The organism is Prolixibacter denitrificans (assembly GCF_003014495.1).
GTDB lineage: Bacteria > Bacteroidota > Bacteroidia > Bacteroidales > Prolixibacteraceae > Prolixibacter > Prolixibacter denitrificans.
On sequence record NZ_PYGC01000004.1, the window covers coordinates 348,188 to 369,150 of the forward strand.

General features: G+C 47.6%; 15 protein-coding genes and 1 tRNA gene. 8 read left to right on the top strand and 8 right to left on the bottom strand.

Annotated elements, in window-relative coordinates; genetic code table 11:
- Nucleotides 1–34 precede the first annotated feature (34 nt).
- Nucleotides 35–1,441 carry a putative oxidoreductase C-terminal domain-containing protein gene (locus CLV93_RS10520; protein ID WP_106542152.1) on the bottom strand — a complete coding sequence of 469 codons (1,407 nt, stop codon included), beginning with the start codon at nucleotides 1,439–1,441 and terminating at the stop codon, nucleotides 35–37.
- A gap of 179 nt (nucleotides 1,442–1,620) precedes the next feature.
- Here CLV93_RS10520 and CLV93_RS10525 point away from each other — a divergent pair, with 179 nt between their 5' ends.
- Nucleotides 1,621–2,325 carry an SOS response-associated peptidase gene (locus CLV93_RS10525; protein WP_106542153.1) on the top strand — a complete coding sequence of 235 codons (705 nt, stop codon included), beginning with the start codon at nucleotides 1,621–1,623 and terminating at the stop codon, nucleotides 2,323–2,325.
- Here CLV93_RS10525 and CLV93_RS10530 read toward each other — a convergent pair whose 3' ends face one another.
- The 4 genes from CLV93_RS10530 to CLV93_RS10545 form a co-directional block, all read right to left on the bottom strand.
- Nucleotides 2,326–3,708: a 3-keto-disaccharide hydrolase gene (locus tag CLV93_RS10530; protein WP_106542154.1), complete on the bottom strand. Its 1,383-nt coding sequence runs from the start codon at nucleotides 3,706–3,708 to the stop codon at nucleotides 2,326–2,328. It abuts the gene before it with no gap.
- Between the two features lie 168 nt (nucleotides 3,709–3,876).
- Complete coding sequence (locus CLV93_RS10535) at nucleotides 3,877–5,394, bottom strand: aldo/keto reductase (RefSeq protein ID WP_106542155.1); 1,518 nt, start codon at nucleotides 5,392–5,394, stop codon at nucleotides 3,877–3,879.
- Nucleotides 5,395–5,780: 386 nt separating this feature from the next.
- Nucleotides 5,781–6,791 (bottom strand): tRNA dihydrouridine synthase, encoded by a 1,011-nt coding sequence (locus CLV93_RS10540; protein ID WP_106542156.1) that lies wholly within the window; start codon nucleotides 6,789–6,791, stop codon nucleotides 5,781–5,783.
- A gap of 603 nt (nucleotides 6,792–7,394) precedes the next feature.
- Nucleotides 7,395–7,718: a hypothetical protein gene (locus CLV93_RS10545; RefSeq protein WP_106542157.1), complete on the bottom strand. Its 324-nt coding sequence runs from the start codon at nucleotides 7,716–7,718 to the stop codon at nucleotides 7,395–7,397.
- 258 nt (nucleotides 7,719–7,976) lie between these two features.
- Between CLV93_RS10545 and CLV93_RS20255 the strand changes: the two genes are divergently transcribed.
- The 7 genes from CLV93_RS20255 (at nucleotide 7,977) to CLV93_RS10575 (ending at nucleotide 17,675) form a co-directional block, all read left to right on the top strand.
- Entirely contained in the window at nucleotides 7,977–8,141 is a 165-nt protein-coding gene (locus tag CLV93_RS20255) for a hypothetical protein (protein ID WP_153637036.1), read from the top strand.
- A 66-nt stretch (nucleotides 8,142–8,207) separates the two neighbouring features.
- On the top strand, nucleotides 8,208–11,069 hold the full coding sequence (locus tag CLV93_RS10550) for a cytochrome c biogenesis protein (protein WP_281351404.1): 2,862 nt from the start codon (nucleotides 8,208–8,210) through the stop codon (nucleotides 11,067–11,069).
- A gap of 15 nt (nucleotides 11,070–11,084) precedes the next feature.
- Nucleotides 11,085–11,888 carry a hypothetical protein gene (locus CLV93_RS10555; RefSeq protein ID WP_106542159.1) on the top strand — a complete coding sequence of 268 codons (804 nt, stop codon included), beginning with the start codon at nucleotides 11,085–11,087 and terminating at the stop codon, nucleotides 11,886–11,888.
- Nucleotides 11,876–13,222: an NAD(P)-binding domain-containing protein gene (locus tag CLV93_RS10560; protein WP_106542160.1), complete on the top strand. Its 1,347-nt coding sequence runs from the start codon at nucleotides 11,876–11,878 to the stop codon at nucleotides 13,220–13,222. The genes CLV93_RS10555 and CLV93_RS10560 overlap by 13 nt, the downstream gene beginning before the upstream one ends.
- A gap of 33 nt (nucleotides 13,223–13,255) precedes the next feature.
- Nucleotides 13,256–14,827 (top strand): cytochrome c3 family protein, encoded by a 1,572-nt coding sequence (locus CLV93_RS10565; protein ID WP_211297802.1) that lies wholly within the window; start codon nucleotides 13,256–13,258, stop codon nucleotides 14,825–14,827.
- On the top strand, nucleotides 14,806–16,044 hold the full coding sequence (locus CLV93_RS10570) for a hypothetical protein (RefSeq protein ID WP_106542162.1): 1,239 nt from the start codon (nucleotides 14,806–14,808) through the stop codon (nucleotides 16,042–16,044). Before CLV93_RS10565 ends, CLV93_RS10570 begins: the two co-directional genes overlap by 22 nt.
- Before the next feature lie 26 nt (nucleotides 16,045–16,070).
- Nucleotides 16,071–17,675 (top strand): hypothetical protein, encoded by a 1,605-nt coding sequence (locus tag CLV93_RS10575; protein ID WP_106542163.1) that lies wholly within the window; start codon nucleotides 16,071–16,073, stop codon nucleotides 17,673–17,675.
- A gap of 94 nt (nucleotides 17,676–17,769) precedes the next feature.
- On the opposite strand, the gene CLV93_RS10580 is transcribed toward CLV93_RS10575, so the two are convergent.
- The 3 genes from CLV93_RS10580 to CLV93_RS10590 all read right to left on the bottom strand — a co-directional run bounded on the left by CLV93_RS10580 (nucleotide 17,770) and on the right by CLV93_RS10590 (nucleotide 20,714).
- Nucleotides 17,770–18,603, bottom strand: a complete 834-nt coding sequence (locus tag CLV93_RS10580; protein ID WP_170108920.1) for a DUF481 domain-containing protein — start codon at nucleotides 18,601–18,603, stop codon at nucleotides 17,770–17,772.
- 263 nt (nucleotides 18,604–18,866) lie between these two features.
- Entirely contained in the window at nucleotides 18,867–20,459 is a 1,593-nt protein-coding gene (locus tag CLV93_RS10585) for a L,D-transpeptidase family protein (RefSeq protein ID WP_106542165.1), read from the bottom strand.
- A 182-nt stretch (nucleotides 20,460–20,641) separates the two neighbouring features.
- Nucleotides 20,642–20,714, bottom strand: a tRNA-Arg gene (locus CLV93_RS10590).
- Between the last annotated feature and the right edge of the window lie 249 nt (nucleotides 20,715–20,963).

Here is a 20,963-nt window from a genome sequence, read left to right on the forward strand (position 1 = left end):
TCGGATGCCCTCTGTTCTTTTCTTCAAAAAATCACTATTCAACTTCTCTGGCCTTTTTCAGTCCTTCCGTTGTTGTGTAATACTTTGTAATCATATTAGGAACTTCCCATGAAGGTAACTTTCCCTTCACCAGATACTGCAGATATTTTTGGGTTACCTGGGCAAAATGAGCTTCATGCCCAACACGATATTGATCCGGAATAACCACTTTCCAGGCCCGGTCCCCTGTTTTCTCCAGCGACAATCCGGTTATCGGCATATCCTGAATAACCGCTTTTTCCAGATTACCGGTAAACGTTCCTAAGTCGACATCTGCGTGAGCCTCAACATACAAGGTTGGCTGATAATTTTCTTCTTCACCCTGCCGAATGACCAAATCGCAAAGCTTACCCCGCATAAACGAATAATGCGTGTCACCTCCTCCTTCGGGCGCCTCGTAGTTCCATTCCACTTTCACCCGCACGTTGACGCCTTTCAGCTGATAGGTCATTTCGCCGTTGGCCATTACCTCCAATTGGTTCTCCACCATGTACTTTTCGAGGTAAGAAGGAAAATCCGGCATGCCAGTAACTTTTTCGAATTCATCTGCGGTAAGCTGGGTAGACCAGTGACTGGCTTTCAGAATCTGCACATCTTCGGGTTGCAATGCCTGATTGGGGAAACAATTCCACTGTACCAAATCGACTAAATGCGTTCCCACATCAACCAAGCCTTCGCCCTGCTGTTCCACATCAAAAAACCAGGCTGGCCGTTGTACCGGTTTCCCGGAAACAAGCTTATAAAAATGATGAACGCTCTCTTCCACCACAGCAGGTTCATCGGGTGTACCTTTTTGCAGTTCTCCGAAAATATCGGGAAGGCGCGACAGCTCTTTTTGCAACCGGGTAGTAACTTCGTAACGCTCGGTCATGATATCGTATAACAACACTCCATTCTCTTCTGCTTTTTTGAAAGCAGCTTTTAACTCCGAAAATTTCTGCGGCGAGATGACCATCGGTTTGTCGGCCAGTACATTTAAACCGGCACCCACCGACTGGCTGATGTACTCTGTTTTTGCCTGATTATTCCCGGCCAGAACAACCACATTTCCCGGTTTTTCTGCCAGCATTTTCTGCAGAAAGTCCGATCCGGTGAAAACGATCTCATTCCAGGAAGTCGGATTCTCCTTCCGGTTATTGTAGCCTTCCACCTGAGCCAGATATGCCTGAACATCGCTCCCTGCAGGTGCAAAAACATGAACGTCGGGCGAGATCTGCTTATACATGGTCTTTTGTACCAGGCCGGCATGGAAGTGGCCGGGATCGAGTACTAAAAGCTTCACTTCACCGGCAGCACCGGTAAAGGCACTTTCCTGTTTCTTCTCTTTTTGTCCGGAGCCACCACAGGCATACAACGCCACCAAAGCAGCTACTCCAATCCATTTAAAAACATTTCTTTTCATTGTATCAGGTTTAGTTACAATTCGGTTGTTAGTATTGTTTCCGGAATGATATCGCCGGAGATGAGTTTCATAAAATTATCATAAAAAAGAACAAGTTCCAATCAATCCCGGAATCATATTCCCTGATAGTCTTCTGTTTATAATTTTTGTAACTTATATTATCATCTCAAATCCAAACCATGTGCGACCGATATGTTTTCGTGCAAAAAGCAAGCGTTATCCGGAAACGGTTTCAGGTTTTCGTCCCCGGGAATATCCAATGGATACCATCCTACAATATCGCTCCCGGAAAGTACGCCCCGGTCATCACTTCTCAGCAACCGGAAACGCTACTACACTACATTTGGGGCTCTATGCCGTTTCCCACCGAAGACAAAAACCTATTCGTCAGCCATATTGACGCAAAAGATTTGGAATTGCCTACTCCGACTACCTCCATCCGATACCTCATTCAGCAACAACGCTGCCTCGTTCCAGCCGATGCTTATATCCAGGGAACTAAGGGACATGGTTTGAGCAAACCATTTCTGGTTTATCTCCGGAAGAAGGCTCGTCCTTTCGCTTTCGCGGGAATACATGACACCCGGCTGGATGAGATAACGGGTGAACTGATTCGTTCATTCGCTGTCATCACCACAACGGCCAATGAGTTACTCAGAAAATTACCTTGCGACCGCTCTCCCGTCATCCTTCTCGAGGAACAGGAAAAAGCATGGCTCAATCCATCCACTCCGTTAACCGAAATAATGGCCATGTTACAACCCTTTCCGGCCGAGCACATGAATGCCTATCCAATCGCTCCTACCATTAAAAATCCTCAGGCAGACGATCCCGGGTTGATTCACCCCGCCGGTCCAAGACTTGTTCCGGAAACCAAAAACTGATTACAACGGCTTGATCTTTATATTCCGGAAATGAACCTCATTTCCATGATCCTGCAGCAGGATGTGTCCATCCGTGAAGTTCCCGAAGTTCTTGTATTTTTTATATTTGCTGTAGGCGACCAACGCATTCCACATCTGGTTATTCCGGACATATTCCACTTCTTTTACCCCATTCAGGAAATGTATGACGGTATCACCACGGACTTCAATCCGGGCCCGGTTCCAGGAACCAATTCCGTTGAAACGCTTCACCATCTGAGCCGGGTCAAAACACTGGGCATTGGCCGGAATCAAATCGTACAACGAAGCCAGTGTCCGGTTGCCATCCACACCCAGTTTGGCATCGGGATGCCGCTGGTCATCCAGCAGTTGATACTCACAACCGATAGAAGAGCCCGGCCCTTTATTCAAACCGGTCTGCACAAAATACTTGATGCCGGAATTGGCTCCTTCGGTAAGTTTGAAATCCACTTCCAGTACAAAATTACGATAACGTTGGCTCGTAATAATATCGCCGCCATTAGCTGATTCTTTACCTTCGGATGCTTTCACCGTCAATACCCCGTCGGCAATGGTCCAGCCCTTGTCGGGAAAATCTCTCCCACGTGCACTTCGCCATCCATCCGTGGACTTACCATCCCACAACAATTGCCAGCCATGCTCTTTTTCCCACTCGGTGAGCTGATTATTCAGATAGCTCACCTGTTGTACATCGGGCATCGGTTTTCGTTCCGCTTCCAGGTTATCGGTCATAATGCGGATATTCCGCCACCGGATTTGCTTGCCGGCATGCGTCTTGTCATCCCCAATCGAATGTACCTGCAAGGCGATAAAACCTTCGGGAGTCATGTCGTCCACCAGGTTGGCACAAGGCACACCGTTCAACCAGGTCCGGATGGTGTTGCCAATGGCTTCGACCCGGTAATGGTTCCACCCACCCTTTTTGAATGCTGTTTTTCCTTTCGGATTATATTCCATCGGATAGAGCCAGCCGCGACGAGCCTCGTCATAGATACCAGCCGACCACGCCCGTTCCGAATCATCGCACTCTACCTGGTAGCCATGTACCCGGTCATTCTGATAATCGGGTGTACTCAAACTGCGAATCTGAACCCCCGAATTCAGGCCTTCATCCATTTTCATTTCATATTCGAGGATGAAATCGCCGTAATCTTTTTGCGTAGCCAGAAAAGAGTTAGGGGAACCGGTAATCGTGGTTCCGATAATTTCCCCGTCGGCGATTTCAAAGGGAGCTGTTCCGTTTATCTGTTTCCAACCAGATAGATTGTTACCATTGAAAAGATTCTGCCATTGACCGTTTCCGGCAAAAGCAGAAGTAATCACCAGACAAAAAAGCAGGAAGAAAAAAATACGTGTTCTCATGTGTTTGGTTTGTTAGTTAATTGGTTAGTTACAGACTAAAATAACAGAAAATCATTGTTTTCCGTTCTCCATGAAAAATTATTTCATTTACACGGAAGCAAAAAAGCAATTATTCCGGATTCGAAATAATTGCTTTTCACAATCTAACAAAATGACTACTTAACTCCTTCAGACTGCTTGCATGGTAACCGCTTCGGACGAAGCTGATTCTCCATGCTTATCAACGCTCTTCATGATATAACTATGCGCTGCATTATCTTCTACTACGTCTTCATAAACAAAAGGTTCCATGGTAGTTTGCGGACGGAAAGGCATTTGTCCCACTTTTTCACCATCGCGCCATATTTCATACCGATCGAGCGGTGACGCACCGGCATAAGCTGTTTGCCAGGTTAAAACCGCCTTTCTGGTACTTCCTTCAATCTGTTGCTGAAGAGCCACTTCACGCGGAGCCGAAAGTGGCTTATGATTCATCTGGAAATAGTTAGTTTCACCATTTTTCACCACATTCGCCATCTTCTCAATCTTTTCCCGATCGGATGCCGACAAGCTGTCCGGCTCGACCTGGGCAGAAGCCAGATTTTGCGTCAACTGACAATCGCGGTGCTCATCACTGATGTGACCAATTCCGATAATGGCTGTGTGAATGCCGGGTGTTGTGAGCGAATACTGAACCAGCGGAGTGCTGGGCAGCGACGCACTTCCAACCGTTCGAACCACATGTTCCGGTTTGTTCGACCAGGTGGCCGGCTTGGTATACATAGCACCATCGGCAAAAACCTTCATGGCAATCACACCCATATTTTTAGCGGCCGCCACCGGAATCACATTGTTTTGCATGTTGAAATTCAACTTATCGTTGGCATTGATAGCCACCAGCATACCGTCGAGCAGTTCGTATTTATCGCGCTGAATCATGGCCATCATCAAAGCGGCATCATAGTGGCCGGAGAAACCGATGTGACGAATCAACCGCTCTTCTTTCGGGTTCAGCCCCGTGAGATTAGTTCCGTCACGTACATCACGCAGGGCGGCTAATGCTCCAATCCGTTCTGCATTCGGGTCCGGATGATCCAGACCTTCATAAACCGCATCCAGCTCCTGCCAGGTCGACAAACTGTGAATCAACACCATATCGAGATAGGCACCTTTCGGATAGTTTCCTTTTCCATCGCCAAACATCTGCGAAAGCGAACGACGAACATCATCCAGTGTTTTGGAACCATCGGGACCGTTGGTACCACTCCGGACCCCTTCCACATTATCGCCACCTTTGGCATAGCGAAGATGTGTTTTCGAGGTCAGGAATATATTCCGTCGGGCCCTTTCGCGGTATCCGGGCAAACCGGGAACCATATCCAGCTTGCGGAAAGCTTTTCCATAATTCATCTGACTTGGGCCATATACATTCGATGTATCGTAATAATTCACGCCCAGTTTGTGTGCTTTCAGAATAATAGCGACCGGATCGACATCCGATGGCGTCCACTGAATGGATGCCTGACCGCCCAGACCGAGGGTGGTAACTTCAAAGCCCGTACGGCCAAATACCCGCTTCATCGGATTCTCGACAGCCAGACTGCCCCGACTGATATAGGGAATCATGGAAATACCGAAAGCGGCTGTTGCTGAAGTGCGGATAAAACGGCGGCGGGAAATGTTTTTAGTTGATTTTGCTGCCATCATAAACAAGTTTAAGGTGTTTTTGAACAATGTTAGTTAGTAGCTGCAAGAAAACTACATTTTTCAGGTCTTTGATAAGAAAATGTCAAAGACAAGGCTTTCGAAGTTTTTGAATTCAGGGAGTTTACTAATGGTAAATGACCGATTCAAAAACGAGAATAACGCAGTATCCGGCGTTTTCTTGCAAAGACTAGTTAAGCTACATTCCGGGAATTAGAGCCGTCCGAGTTCAGGCTGACAGGATAAGTCTCTTCATCATCATACCTCGGTTGCTCTCTTTTATTTCTCACCGGAGACTTCAACATGTATGAACAACAAAAACACAGGAAAGGTTTACCTTGTCCTTTGCTAATCAAGACAAAGCATAAAGAGCAATGCTACCAAAAGGATCAGAGAAATTCAGCTACCGGGTGCTCTTCGAAATAACGATATACCTCGTCATAGTCTTTGGTTTCCATCAGTGCCGCCCGCATGTGTGACGCATTGGGAAAATGATTTAAGTAGATTTTATAGAAACGCTTCAGGATATTGAAGTTCTTCTTCCCGCCCCAGGTTTGCTCAAAAAGTCGGGTATGAAACAGGAGCATGTCCACCCGTTCGGAAGGTGTCGGTACTGTTCTTCCGGGTTGAAAAAACCAGGGATCATGAAAGATGCCACGTCCAATCATCACACCATCCACACCGGTTTGCGCTACACGATCCATTCCTTCCTGCCATGAATTCACATCTCCGTTTCCCAACACGGGAATATTCACGTTCCGCTCGTTCCGTACCTGAACGGCTTTGGCTATTTCGTTCCAGTCGGCCTCGCCATCGGATTGTTGTTTTTGCGTACGGCCATGCAGGGTAAGAGCCGCCGGCCGGGTATCAAGCAATTGGTCGATCCAACGCTCCGTTTCATGCTGACGAATGCCGGTCCGGGTTTTGACACTCACCGGCAGATGCGTTCCTTCTTTGGTCGCCAACACAATCTCCTTCGCCAAATCGGGTTGGTCGATTAAGGCACTGCAGGCGCCCTGTTTCACAATATTCTTCACCGGGCAGCCCATGTTGATGTCGAGACCATCGAAATCGTAGTTTTCGGTAATGAACTGCGCCATGTTGCAGTAAATCTCCGGCGTTTTCCCCCAAATCTGGGCCACCAGCTTGATGTTGAGCTTGCGCAGTAACTCCCGTTCCGATTCATTCACAATTAGTCGCTCGCCTACCCGTTCCCGTCCTACCGGATGGTTCAGGCCTTCAACAGAAGTAAATTCAGTGAAAATCACATGCAACTTCCCCGGATCAGTCATTCTCATCACCACTTCCCGAAAAACCGTTTCGGTCACATCCTCCATCGGAGCCAGGCAAAATACAGGCTCCTCAAACCGGGTCCAGAAATTCTCCACTACTTGCTGCATGTCTCGAAAAATTAAGAATCAATCTTAATAACGGAATGCAAAAATAATCCATCCGCCCGAAACTGCAAATCGGAAGCGGGAACGAAGTGACAGGTTGGGCTGCGGTTAATATGGTTATTGGATTTCAGGTTTCATGTTACAGGTTGCGCTACGCGGTTACTGTGGTTACTGTGGTTCCTGTAGTTCCTGTAGTTACTATGGTTACTGTTGTTAGATTAGTTTTAAGTTTTAGGTGTTAAGTTTTAAGAAAGACGTTCGACGTTTATTATCATCACCGGCCAAAGCCCCTCTTTGTGTCAGAGAGGGGTTGGGGTGAGTAGTTTTCGTGTTCCGGTTACAGGTTGAATATTAGTGTTAGGTGTTAAGTGTTAAGAAAAACCACGAAACGCCGTCATTGCGAGGAAGCGAAGCATGAGCGACCGTGGCAATCTCCCATTAGAGGCTGGATTTCGCTTCGCTCAACCTTTACATCAACAGATTGCCGCGGCCTCCTTTGTCGGCCTCGCAATGACGTTCGGAATTTGACCCCGACGCAAGGTCGGGATTTCGCTTCGCTCAACTTTTCACTTTAACCTTTTTCTCTGCCTTCGCCTACTCTCAGTTTCAACTCCACTCTCCGTGCACGCGCAATTTCTCAAACTTCTCATCAGCCAGCTCGATAACCCTTTTTTGTTCTTCTGGTCCTTTTACGCAGCTGTCAATCAGTTGTTGAAGTTGCTTACTTTGCTCTCCGATGCCGATGCCGGGATCCAATTCTTCATTGGTCAACTCACGAATCATCCGCGCCACTTCAGCCGATGTCGATTCGTTCGCTTTCTTCATGTCCAGGTTCAAATAGTCAATCAATGCATTGAAACCACAAAGAGTCCGATCCAAAGCATAGGGTTCTTCGTCAAATCGCTGTCCGTCTAATGGCATAATGGGCATAATGGTCCTTTTTTAAGTTCTACCCGAAAATTTACTAAATAAGGGTAAGGATGACAAATGGAATTTACCCTCCGAAAATGAAACTTATCAATCAGACTATTTCATCACTGAAACCTTAATCCCCTATCTGAAAGCATTATAAATCACATCCAACATTTCCTATTTTGAATAACTCCAACTATTTTCACAACATCCATTCATTTTAATAAATGACTATGTGCATGTGAAATGAGTGGTTCCCCCACTAAAACCAGACTTATGAAGAAGGCAGGAAATCTCCTTTTCTCCATGGCTACAGCCGTCATCCTTATGACGGTTTTCGCTGTTGCTATTGCATGGGCCACTTTTATTGAGCGCGATTATGGAACGGCTACGGCACATAAACTGGTGTACAACGCCGTTTGGTTTCAAATCGTTTTGTGACTGGTCGCCGTCAACATCTCCGGCAACGTAGTCAAATACAAGCTGGTCAACCGGAAAAAATGGACCATCCTGCTGTTTCACATCGCCTTTCTCTTCATCCTGGCCGGAGGAGCCACTACCAGCTATTTCGGCTACGAAGGAATGATGCACATCCGTGAAGGGGCGTCCTCCAACCAGCTGCAACTGAATGAGACCTACCTCACCCTGCAAGCCGATTACATGGGCGTAAAAAAATCGGTATCCAAAGCCATTAGTCTGACGCCGCGGGGTAACAATCAGTACACTGAATCACTGGAAATTGGCGGCATCAAAGTCCGGATAGAAACCGAGCTGTACATTCCCAATGCCGCCGAAAAACTGGTGCCCACGACGAATGGCATTCCCGGCATATCCCTCTTCATCATGGACAACCGCAAAGGCGGACACGAGAGTGAGCTGTTGCAGGGAGAAGAAACTACCGTCGAAAACCAAACCTACTCGTTCCATTCCGGACGACCGGGTAACATCACGTTCAGTACCCAAAACAATCAACCGGCATTCACCAGTACTGATACGGTGCTAATGACCGGTATGATGACCCGGGACACGACCGTACTGCTGCCCGGCATCCTGCATCTGGCGAAGGAAAAGACCATCTATCGCATGGGCGGACAAGTGTTCGTTATCAAATCATTTCTTCCTTCGGCACAAAAAAGCATGACCAGCGTAGCCGAAAATAACAGCGGCATGCAGGGACTGGTGGTTTCCCTTTCAACCGACAACCAAACGAAAAGGCTCAACCTGCTGAATCGTGACGGTGAAGCCGTTCCGGTACAAACACAACTGGGCGACCTTAACCTCACGGCTTCTTTCGGAGCCAAATCCGTGGAGCTGCCATTCTCGATTAAGCTGAATGATTTCATCCTGGAACGTTATCCCGGTTCACAAAGCCCATCTTCTTATGCCAGCGAGGTAACGGTTCTGAATTCCGACGGTTCGTCGTTTCCCTACCGCATTTTCATGAATCACATCCTGAAATACAAAGGCTACCGCTTTTTCCAGGCCTCCTACGACCGTGATGAGCGGGGCACCATTCTTTCCGTCAGTCACGACTATTGGGGAACATTTTTCACTTACCTGGGCTACCTGCTCATGGGCATCGGGATGGTCCTATCGCTGATGAACCGGAACAGTCGCGTGCGTACCCTTATCCGGCAAGGCGCCGAAATCAGGAAGCTCAAGCGCAGCTCATTGGGGCTCATCACCGTTTTTGTGCTGTTGACTTCTGCTTTACCAACCTCACTCAACGCACAAACCCTTTCCGGTAGCAAAGCGCAACACATCAAAGAACTCAACTTGTTGCTGGTACAAAACCGCAACGGACGTGTCGAACCATTTTCGACTATCTCTTCCGCGCTAATGCGAAAGATTCATAAAAGTGAGAGCTACCGCGACATGTCTTCCACGGAAGTGATACTGGGCATGCTCTCCAATCCGGCACAATGGCAACAGGAAAGATTCATTAAGGTCTACAACAAAGAACTGGCTTCGCAACTGGGAAGCTCAGGCGAATACATCAGCTTTCAGCAGTTGTTTGAAAACGGCCGGTACAAGTTGCGGGAACTCGCCAACAATGCCTACCACAAAGAGCCCGGCCAGCGGAACCAGTTCGACAAGGAAGTCATCAACCTCGACGAACGGGTGAATATTTGCTACCAGCTGTTCAATCACTCCTTTTTAAAGCTCTTCCCCTTGCCGGGAAATCATGGCGATAGCTGGGTAACCGAACAGACGCTGAAGCAAATCGGAAGCAACGAACATACGACCGAACCGCTGACGATTTACACCAACTATCTGCAAGCGGTACAGCAGGCGCAAACCAATGGTAACTGGAGACAACCCGACCAATTACTCCTGGCCCTGAAACAATATCAGCTGACCAATGGTGGAAGCATCATTCCATCCCAATCGAAAATCAGGATGGAGAATTTTTACAACCGGGCCAACCTCTTTGGAAAACTGGCAATCGTTTACGCCCTGCTCGGCTCGCTGCTGCTCATCATTCAACTCGTTATCTTCTTCCGCCCGCAAATGAAAACAAGCCGCATTAACCTGACCGGCATGGTGCTTTCGATGCTCATCTTCATCTTCGCCGTCTACACTTTCGGTTTGATTTTGCGTTGGTACATCTCGGGGCATGCCCCCTGGAGCAACGGCTACGAAACCATGATTTTCGTGGGCTGGGCAACAGCCCTCGCCGGACTGTTCCTGGCACGCCAGTCGGGCATCACCTTAGCCGTCACCAACCTGTTGGCCGGTATCATGCTGCTGGTAGCGGGAATGAGCTGGCTCAACCCGGAAATTACACCGCTGGTTCCGGTACTGAAATCCTACTGGCTGATTGTTCATGTGGCCGTAATTACCTCCAGCTACGGTTTCCTCTCCATCGGCGCACTGCTGGGATTCCTGAACCTGTTCCTTATTATCATCCGAAATCAGAAGAATAATCAACGATTGAGCCTGCACATCCGTGAAATCACGGTAGTGAACGAGATTACCTTGATTGTTGGAGTGATTCTGCTCACAGCCGGTTCGTTTCTGGGCGGAATCTGGGCTAACGAATCGTGGGGACGTTACTGGGGCTGGGACCCGAAAGAAACCTGGTCGCTGGTCACCGTCCTGGTCTATGCCGTGGTGTTACACTTGCGGAAAATTCCGGGAATGAAGAACAACGCGATATTCAACGGTCTGTCGGTATTGAGTTTTGGCTCCGTACTGATGACGTTTGTCGGAGTGAACTACTACCTGTCCGGACTGCATTCGTACGCACAGGGAGAAGCACCGCCGGTTCCCAACGCCGTATACATCACCGTTGTTGTCATCCTGGGGATGATGGTAGCTGCTTACGTGAAGGAAAAGAATTCGCCCTTAACCCGATTGAGTGAGTAACTAAAAAACGAATTTATGTCGCCAAAAGCACACAAAGTATACATCGGAACATTTGTCGTCATCGTAGTGGTCATCACCGCGGCACTGACCATCGTGGGCTATTCCTACTACACCACACCCATCGTCGACCGGTTCCATCACCCCGACTATAACCTACTGAAACCAAGTGGCATTCTGGGACACGGATACGGTATTGTGGGCACCTTGCTCATCATCGCCGGCATAGCAACCTACATGATGCGCAAACGGATGCGGATGTTCTCGCGGTGGGGACGTTTGAAACATTGGCTTGAATTTCATATCTTTCTGTGCACTCTCGGAGCCATTCTGATTCTATTCCACACTTCCTTCAAGTTCGGAGGCATTGTTTCCGCCAGTTTCTGGAGCATGGTCGCCGTTGTCATCAGTGGTGTCATCGGACGGTACATCTATATCCAAATCCCACATACCATCGAAGGTCGCGAAATGAACCTGCATGAAGTACACTCCTTGCAGGAGGGAATCGAACGCAAGCTCCGGACCGATTACGGCGTGGAGGAACAGGTTTTCGCATCATTGAAGGAAAACCGGCGTGCTGCCATCCGGTTGCTGAAAAAAGAGTCGCGAAAAAAAGGAATGCGTGGAAAAGAGATGCGCAAAGCCATCAGGTTACTGAAAACAGAGGATAAACTGACCGGCCGGATCAAACGGCTGGAAAAGATGCAAAACCTGTTCCGGTACTGGCACATTGCACACCAGCCTTTTGCGCTGATCATGCTGATTATTATGGTTATTCACGTAACCGTCACGATATTATTCGGATACCGATGGATTTTTTAGTGGCAGACATATGGTTAGAGAAACTGATGATTTATGGCGGGGTTTTCCTCATCATTGCCATTGTCTTGGGCATCTATTTACTGAAGCTGAGGCGGGAAACACGGCGTGCCGAATCAAAAATTGCGCTGGCAAAGAAAAGCGGCTTGTATGAGCCGGTTTCGTTGCATCCCGTCATTCACGTCAATAATTGCATCAAAAGTGGTGCATGCGTTAAGGCCTGTCCCGAAACCGATGTCCTGGGCATCCGGTCGGGCCGCGGAACCGTCATCAACGCCTCACACTGCATAGGTCACGGAGCTTGTTTCCATGCCTGCCCGGTGGAAGCTATCACCCTGAACATCGGAACGGAAACGCGCGGCGTGGACCTTCCCCATGTGAGCCAAACCTTCGAAACCAACGTGAAAGGGATTTTCATCGCCGGCGAACTGGGTGGCATGGGATTGATTAAAAACGCGGTAGAACAGGGACGACAGGCCATCGACAACATGGTCCGTCACCTGCCGAAAAAGCACGATGCCACGTACGATCTCATCATTATTGGTGCCGGTCCGGCCGGAATATCTGCTTCGCTGACCGCCAGGAAACACCAGCTGAATTTCGTTACGCTTGACCAGGACACGCTCGGAGGAGCCGTTTTCACCTATCCTCGTGCTAAAGTCGTGATGACAGCGCCGATGGATCTGCCCCTTCACGGAAAGGTAAAACTGTCGAATACCTCGAAAGCTGAACTGCTGAACCTTTGGACTTCCGTTTTAAATAAAAACAATATTCCGATCCGGGAAACCACAAAAGTAGAAAGCATCGAAAAGGAAGGTGACCACTTCAAAGTAACAACTTCGCAAAACGAAAGCCTGACAGCTGCCCGGATACTGCTGTCCATCGGACGCCGGGGAACTCCGCGAAAGCTGGGTATTCCCGGAGAGAACTTGCCAAAAGTACGTTACCGGTTGCTCGACCCCGAAATCATACAAAACCAACAGATAATCGTTGTGGGTGGAGGTGACTCAGCTGTCGAATCGGCCATGATGCTGGCCGAGCAAAATGAAGTAACTTTATCATACCGCAGCGGAAGCTTCAACCGGATAAAGCCGGGAAATGCAACCAAACTGGAAGCAGCTGTTGCCGAACAAAAACTGACCGTCAAGTATCATACGAATGTAACGGAGATTCAAGCGGAGCAAATCATCCTCAGGAATAGTGAAACCAACGAGGAGGAGATCATTCCAAACGATCTTATTTACATTTTCGCCGGGGGTGAACTGCCCACGGAATTTTTAAAGAAAACCGGTATTACCATCACCCGCAAATTCGGTGATGTGATGATGAAACACTAACAACCTGATAAAGCCCATATGAAGAAGGTGCTCATGTGCATAATCGTCCTGATTGTATCGGTTCCCGCCGTTTGGGGACAGATATCGCCCGGCGAACTGTCGAAAGCACATGCGAACCTCGAAGGCATCCGGAACTGTGTGAAATGCCATGAGCTGGGCGACAAGGTAACCAACGAAAAATGCCTCGCGTGCCACACCGAAATTGCCACTCGCATCCAACAACACGAAGGTTATCACGCCTCGTCGGAAGTGCAAGGAAAAGATTGCTCCAGCTGTCACAACGAACATCATGGCCGCGATTTCGACATGCTCAACCTCGACAAAGCCACTTTCAATCACAATCTCACTGGCTTTCAACTGGAGGGGAAACACAAGCAAATCGATTGTCAGGCCTGCCACAAAAAAGAGTTCATCACCAACCCCAAACTGAAAGATAAAAAGCTGACTTACCTGGGACTCTCGCAGCAATGCCTTTCATGCCACCAGGACTACCACCGGCAAACCCTTTCGGATAACTGTACGGAATGCCATAATTTCGAGAGTTTCAAAACGGTTCCGAACTTCCATCACAATCAAACCGATTTTCCTCTGAAAGGAAAACACGCAGAAGTAACCTGCGTCGATTGCCATAGAAAGGAAACCATCGACGGCCAACCATTCCAGCACTTTGCTGAGGTACCGCATGCCAATTGTACCAGTTGTCACAAGGATGTTCACGACAACAAATTCGGGCAAAACTGTACCCAGTGTCACAGTGAACAATCGTGGGCACAAATCAAAGGCATGGCCAACTTCGACCACAACAAAACCGGATTCCCGTTGCAGGGCCTTCATTCGAAAGTCGCTTGCCAGCAATGCCACAAAAATAATTATGCCGCTCCGTTAGCCCACAACCGTTGTAGCGACTGCCATGCCGATTACCACAAAGGCGACTTCAAACGAACGAATCCGACCTCCGATTGCAAAGACTGTCACACGGTTAAAGGATTTCAATTCACCAATTATACTATAGAAAAGCATAATTTGAGTAACTTTAAGCTGAACGGTGCCCATATGGCTACTCCCTGCTTTTCCTGTCACAAGAAAGAAGATCGGTGGCGTTTCCGGAATATTGGCAGCAATTGCATCGATTGTCATCAGAACGTGCATAGTGGATTCATGGATGACCAGTACACGCTGAAGGACGGCTGCAACTCCTGTCACGATGAAAACGCGTGGTCGGAAGTATCTTTCGACCACAGTAAAACCGGATTTGCCTTATCAGGAGTTCACGCCCAAACCAGTTGCGGAGCTTGTCACTACACCAAAGGAGACAACGGAAAAACCGTACAACGATTTGCCCAATTAAATCCTTCGTGCACCGAATGTCACAAGGATGTGCATCACGAACAATTCGCCAAATACGGCAAAGAGGGTTGTTCACATTGTCACGGATTTGACGACTGGAGTGCATCGAAATTCGATCATAACCAGTCGCGGTTCAAACTGGAAGGTGCGCACGCTTCAGTCAGTTGTGTCTCCTGTCATCCGCAAGTAAAATCGAAAGACGGTTCATATACAAAATACACCTATAAATCCATCGAATGCGCTACCTGTCACAACTAATACTGATACTGCTGTTACCCGTCCAGTTATGGGCACAGTCACCACATGGAGACAACTTTAACGTGAAATGTGAAGTGTGCCATTCTCCCGAAGGATGGAATCTGATTGAACATCCAAAATTTGACCACGATACCACCAGCTTTGCTCTGACCGGTACCCACAAAAGTGTGGCCTGCCGGCAATGCCATGTATCGCTGGTCTTTTCGCAGGCACCAGCCAATTGCAACGCCTGCCACAACGATATTCATGAAAATACAGTAGGACCGGATTGCGACCAATGCCACAACACCACAACGTGGGCCGTAACCGACATCATGGAAATACACCTGCGGAGCCGGTTCCCGCTGACCGGTGCGCATACCATGGCCGATTGCTATGACTGCCACAAATCAATATCGCTTATGAGGTTCGACCCGATCGGTGTAGAATGTTACGACTGCCACAAAGAAGATTTCATGGCAGCTAAAAATCCTGACCATATCGCCAGCGGCTTTTCGACCGAGTGTACCGATTGTCACTTCATCAACGCCGTTAATTGGGCCTCCGAAGGCTTCAACCACGATTTCTTCCCGCTGACGGAAGGGCACGCTATTAGCGACTGTGCGGCCTGTCACCAGAATGGAGTGTTTACCGGCTTATCGCCTGAATGCTATTCCTGTCACGCGCAAGATTACAACAACGCTACCGACCCGAATCACGTCACGGCCGGGTTCTCACAACAGTGCCAGGATTGTCACACGACGCATCCGGGCTGGAGTCCCGCGACTTTTAACCACGACGATTTTTATCCGCTGACCGGTGCACATGCCGACATCGCTAATGATTGCCTGAAATGCCACGCCAACGGATACAGCAATACACCCACCGATTGCTACGGCTGTCACAAAACCGATTACGACAACACCACCGATCCGAACCACCTGGCGGCGAATTTCCCGACAACCTGCGACGACTGTCACACCAATGTAGCATGGAAGCCGGCGACATTCGACCACGATGGTCAGTATTTCCCCATCTATAGCGGAACGCACGCCCAGGCCTGGACCTCATGCAGCGATTGTCACACCAATGCAAGCAATTATGCCGATTTCTCATGTATCGATTGCCATACACATGATAAAACCACGACGGATGAGCATCACACGAACGTGAATAACTATGTGTATAACAGTGTAAATTGCTACGAATGTCACCCCAACGGAAGAGCTGAAGATTAAAGAAAAGTAACCGAAAAAACTCACTGATGATGAGAAAAGCAATCATCCCTTTCATGGTCCTGATACTGGCCGGATTCTTCGCGAAAGCGCAGGAAGCGAAACAGCTGACCGGAAAAGTCTCATACATCAGCGCGCAACATGTTTACGTTCGTTTTACCTCTACCGAGGGCATCAACGTGGGTGATACCCTGTACGTCGAATCAAAAGGAAAGCGAACTCCGGGGCTGGTGGTTGTACAGCGCTCCTCCATCTCGTGTGTGACGACCGTTGTTGGTAGTTACTCGCCAAAAATGAATGATTCAATTCGGGCCGTGCTCGAACCCAAAACAACCATCACCGAGGAGAAAAAGCCTGTTCCGGTTCCCCGGAAACCCGTTGCTGTTACGCCACAACCGGCAAAGCCACAGCCGAAGCTGATACAGGAAAAATCGCGGTTGTACGGGCGTGTCAAATTGGCTTCGTACTCGAACTTCTCCAACACCGATGCGAAGAATCAGCAACGGATGCGTTATTCGCTTTCGCTGAACCAGGAGAATATCGGCAATTCACATCTCTCATTCGACAGCTACATCACGTACAATCATCGAACGGATGGCTGGAATACCGATAATCAAAGTATTTTCAACAGCCTGAAGATATACAGCATGGCTGTAGGCTATAATTTCAGCCCCAATACCAGCCTGTGGTTTGGGCGGAGAATGAACAGGAAGATTTCGAATATCGGGGCCATCGACGGACTGCAGTTCGAGACCCGCGTCAGGAATTTCACCTTTGGCGTTGTCGGAGGTGCGCGTCCCGATTACATGGATTACGGCATCAATACCAACCTGCCGCAGTTCGGCGCATATGTCAGTCATGAAGCGAAGGGAAAAGAGGGAATGGTGCAGAGCTCGCTGGCCGTATTCGAGCAGATGAACGGTTCCCATACCGACCGCCGGTTTGTCTACTTCCAGCACAGCAATTCACTGCTGAAAGATTTCAATTTGTTCACTTCGGTTGAAATGGATTTGTACCAGGTGAAAGACAGCGTTCCGACCAACACGCTCGACCTGACCAGTTTCTACATTTCGGCGCGCTACCGGGCTTCGCGCAAGGTGTCGTTTTATGCATCGTACGATGCGCGGAAGAATGTGATTTACTACGAAACCTATAAAACACTGGTCGACCTGATTACCGATAATGCCACGCGGCAAGGCGTTCGCTTTCGTGTGATGGTGCGACCCATCAATTACCTCATTGTTTCGGCGCAGGCCGGTTACCGTTCCCGGAAAGGCGACCCCGATCCATCAACCAATTATAACTTCTTCATTACGCACAGCAAAATTCCCTGGTTGGAGTCGTCGATGACCTTGAACGTGACCAAGCTAAAAACGAGTTACCTCGACGGTCTGCAATACGGAGGCAACCTGTCGAAATACCTGCTGAATGGGAAATTGTACGGGTCGCTCTCCTACCGCATCATCGATTATAGCTTTCTCAATTCCAACTCCGGCATCAATCAAAACCTGGCCGGTTGCTCGTTTGCGTGGTATATCATGAAAAAGCTGCAACTATCGATGAACTACGAAGCCACTATCGAAAAGAGCAACGTCTTCCACCGGATGTATTGGGGATTAAGTCAGCGGTTTTAAATCAAAACATATAGGAAATCAGGTACATTCCAACAAGCCAATACCCTAAAATGACTAAAAAGCACCGGCCTCAATTCTGCACAGTTCTCCATTCTCACAAATTATAAACTAACTGATTGGTAATACTGTAGTAAAAACGGTCGATAGGAATGACCGGCCGAAAATCGTATAAACCATCGAAGGCTACCTGAAACTGAAGGTGTTTGGACATTTGGATATCCAACTGCATCGACGGAGCAATTCGCGGATAGATAATGTCTTTATCAGGAACAAACTGCAAATAATTGATGAACACGAAGTCCGAGTTGTCGGTAATGCGTCTGGTGAATTTAAAACTACTGTTGATTTTAATTTTGTTCCGCAGGATATATTGGTCAGCCGGATTAACCGCAGTATTGACAACGCCCGTATTCCATTTTTCCCTTTCATAAAAAATACCTCCTGATAGATAAATCATGGTCAGACTGTCTCTTTTCAACTCGAAACGCAGATTGGAGCCCGCTAGCCACCGGCTTTTCATACCCAAAATACCATCGTATTGATATTGTGCATAAAATTCCGGAGATATTTTCTGGTTATAATCCATTCGATAGCGCAGGTGGGTATAGCCGGCATCCCACACGTTGGTTTTTCCGGTTCGTGTCAGGCCAAACTGCGCGAGAAGCATCAAAACATCTTTTTTCATGAAATAGGATGCAGACGAACTCGACGTAAAATGCAAAACATGTGTCTGTGATTCATTCAGGTCGAGGCCGGCTTTGATATTTCCATACAACTGATGTTGATGAATACTGTCGATATGCAGCGTCAGCTGATCCACATCCAATATCTGAGCATCAGCCATTTCCGGCAGAATAGCTACCGGCCCCCATAAGAATACGGAAAACAAAACAGCATAGATTTTTTTCGCTAATCTACTCGAAATCATATTATCCATTTAAATTCGACACCAACAACTGACCTGGTCCTTTTGGGGATATATCCGGAACATGAGGTTATCCTGATACATCGCCATCTGCAGTTAAAACAGGTTAGATCATTTTTAGTTCTGCTCTACCTGCCGGGCATCTCGTTTACTGTTTCATTAGGACAATATTATCTAAAAAATCGGCCGCCGAGTATATTGCGGTCGGAGTTAGCAAGTTGCTAGTAAATTATTGAAAACTGAATAATTTTCAGGGAAACCTTCCGCTATTCACTTTGTGGCCTCGTCGTTAAGCCCTGGTATACCCGGGTATCGCGTTGATAAATATCGTCCCGGAATTGCATGTTCCCCTTTGTATCCGTCCAGGCGGTTAAATACAGCAGATAAACCTCCGGCTGCTTTTTTAAAACGACTTTGGTTGTTTGGCCGGAAGCAACTGTCTGGTCAATTTTTTCCTGATTCCAATCGTCCTGATTGCGTAACAAGTAAGCTGCCAAAGCCAACGGATGTTCCACCCGGATACAACCCGAGCTAAAAGTGCGTTGACTACGTTCAAATAACTCCCGATGGGGTGTATCATGAAGGTAAACGTCATATGGATTCGGGAATATAAATTTGACCGCCCCCAGCGAATTATCGACTCCGGGTGCCTGGCGATATACATACCTTGATACCTTTTCATCGTTCCAGTCAATATGTTTGGGATCCAGCACTTTTCCCGCCGCGTCAGAAACGGTAATATGTTTCTCATTTAAATAATCGGTATTTTTCTTAACTTCCGGAAGAATATCGTTTTTCAAAACGGTAGACGGAATCGTCCAAACCGGATTGAAAACCAAATAGCGCATGGTGGAATGAAACACAGGCGTTTGCCGGTACGAACGTCCCACAATTACCGGGTAGGTTCCCACTTCTTTATAATTATCGAAAACAGACAGCGAAAAATCATAGATCGTAACCAGCAGGTAATAAGAAGGCAACCGTTGTGGCAGCCATCGCAAACGCTCCATATTAATCTGAATCTGCTTAATCCTTTCCTCCACCGGCACATTCATCTCGCCCAGAGTTTGAGGTCCGATATTGCCCAAATCCTCCAGGCCATTCCGCTTCTGATAGTTGATGACAGCGGCTTTTAACGTATTATCATAAAAAGTTGAATCTGCATCTGGTATTCCGGAATAATCTCCGGTAACCATCAACCGCCTCCTGACCATGGCCACTCGGTCATCACTCATCCCGGGTGTAAGCATTTTCCCATCCGGAATGCGCTTCCAACCGCCATTTGCTTCCATATCGCGGTAACGCTGCAGCTGGTATTTCAATCCATGGTAATATGGTAACATCGAAATCAATTCAGCATAAACCTCTTTTATCGTCGTTCGGGATAAACGGTACAGGTAGTTTAGCGGATTTTTCTCGTTAAGAATAACATGCCATTGCGGATCAATTTTTACCGGATCCGTTTTCCCCGTCTGAATATGACTAACGTACAACAGGAAAGCATCACTGAGCAAGATGTCCAGTCTGGCGCGATCATGCACATTGCGACTTGAAAGTAATGTTTTTATCCGTTTCAGGTGATAATCGGTTGGCTGTAGCCCGTCAGCATCGCAATGTTCCAGTTGCGACACAAACCCATTGATCTGTTTCGGTTTTACCCAATAAGGTGCATAATGGTCGTGAAGATATGCTTTCTGTAATTCGGATATATTAAAAACTTTTCCTCCCCCGACTAATGTCTGTTCACGTATCAGACATTCGATATTTGACTTTATCTCTCCGTTCAGATTGGCCGCTTTTACCCCCGATGAAATAAGCGCCAGGCCGATGACCAGAATATAAAACAGTTTCAACTTCATAAATTACACAACTCTGGAACGGCGTCAATATTAGCAAATTTTGAAACAATAAGAATAGCCAGGTATGGAAAACCCTTCAAGCGTATTTTCAAAATGAATTAGTTGATGTACGATGTCGTTGGGTAGGTGGATAAAACAAAAACTGCAAGCTCCTATTGATGCAGAACTTGCAGTTTTCAATGTGATCCCGGGAGGACTCGAACCCCCACCAAGGGAACCGGAATCCCTCGTTCTATCCAGTTAAACTACGGGACCAAACCTTATGTGCGATATTCACGGTGCACCGTGATTTTGCGAACACAAAAATAGCAATATTCTTCAAACGCAAAATCGTGTGTTCCGGATTTTTCTCAGAATCCCCGAAATTATTCAGACTGCAGGTTAACTCTCCTGCCGAAAAACCTGAAAATCAGTGGGGCTATTTCAACAAATAATTAAATAAATCAGGGATGGCATATTATATACAAGAAAACCATAATTTTGGTAAATATTGTTTAACACGAA

Bases quoted from the DNA above. Each gene is read 5' to 3' on its own strand.
- CLV93_RS10520 (WP_106542152.1), bottom strand. From the start codon at position 1,441: ATGAAAAGAAATGTTTTTAAATGGATTGGAGTAGCTGCTTTGGTGGCG.
- CLV93_RS10525 (WP_106542153.1), top strand. From the start codon at position 1,621: ATGTGCGACCGATATGTTTTCGTGCAAAAAGCAAGCGTTATCCGGAAA.
- CLV93_RS10530 (WP_106542154.1), bottom strand. From the start codon at position 3,708: ATGAGAACACGTATTTTTTTCTTCCTGCTTTTTTGTCTGGTGATTACT.
- CLV93_RS10535 (WP_106542155.1), bottom strand. From the start codon at position 5,394: ATGATGGCAGCAAAATCAACTAAAAACATTTCCCGCCGCCGTTTTATC.
- CLV93_RS10540 (WP_106542156.1), bottom strand. From the start codon at position 6,791: ATGCAGCAAGTAGTGGAGAATTTCTGGACCCGGTTTGAGGAGCCTGTA.
- CLV93_RS10545 (WP_106542157.1), bottom strand. From the start codon at position 7,718: ATGCCCATTATGCCATTAGACGGACAGCGATTTGACGAAGAACCCTAT.
- CLV93_RS20255 (WP_153637036.1), top strand. From the start codon at position 7,977: ATGAAGAAGGCAGGAAATCTCCTTTTCTCCATGGCTACAGCCGTCATC.
- CLV93_RS10555 (WP_106542159.1), top strand. From the start codon at position 11,085: ATGTCGCCAAAAGCACACAAAGTATACATCGGAACATTTGTCGTCATC.
- CLV93_RS10560 (WP_106542160.1), top strand. From the start codon at position 11,876: ATGGATTTTTTAGTGGCAGACATATGGTTAGAGAAACTGATGATTTAT.
- CLV93_RS10565 (WP_211297802.1), top strand. From the start codon at position 13,256: ATGTGCATAATCGTCCTGATTGTATCGGTTCCCGCCGTTTGGGGACAG.
- CLV93_RS10570 (WP_106542162.1), top strand. From the start codon at position 14,806: ATGCGCTACCTGTCACAACTAATACTGATACTGCTGTTACCCGTCCAG.
- CLV93_RS10575 (WP_106542163.1), top strand. From the start codon at position 16,071: ATGATGAGAAAAGCAATCATCCCTTTCATGGTCCTGATACTGGCCGGA.
- CLV93_RS10580 (WP_170108920.1), bottom strand. From the start codon at position 18,603: ATGATTTCGAGTAGATTAGCGAAAAAAATCTATGCTGTTTTGTTTTCC.
- CLV93_RS10585 (WP_106542165.1), bottom strand. From the start codon at position 20,459: ATGAAGTTGAAACTGTTTTATATTCTGGTCATCGGCCTGGCGCTTATT.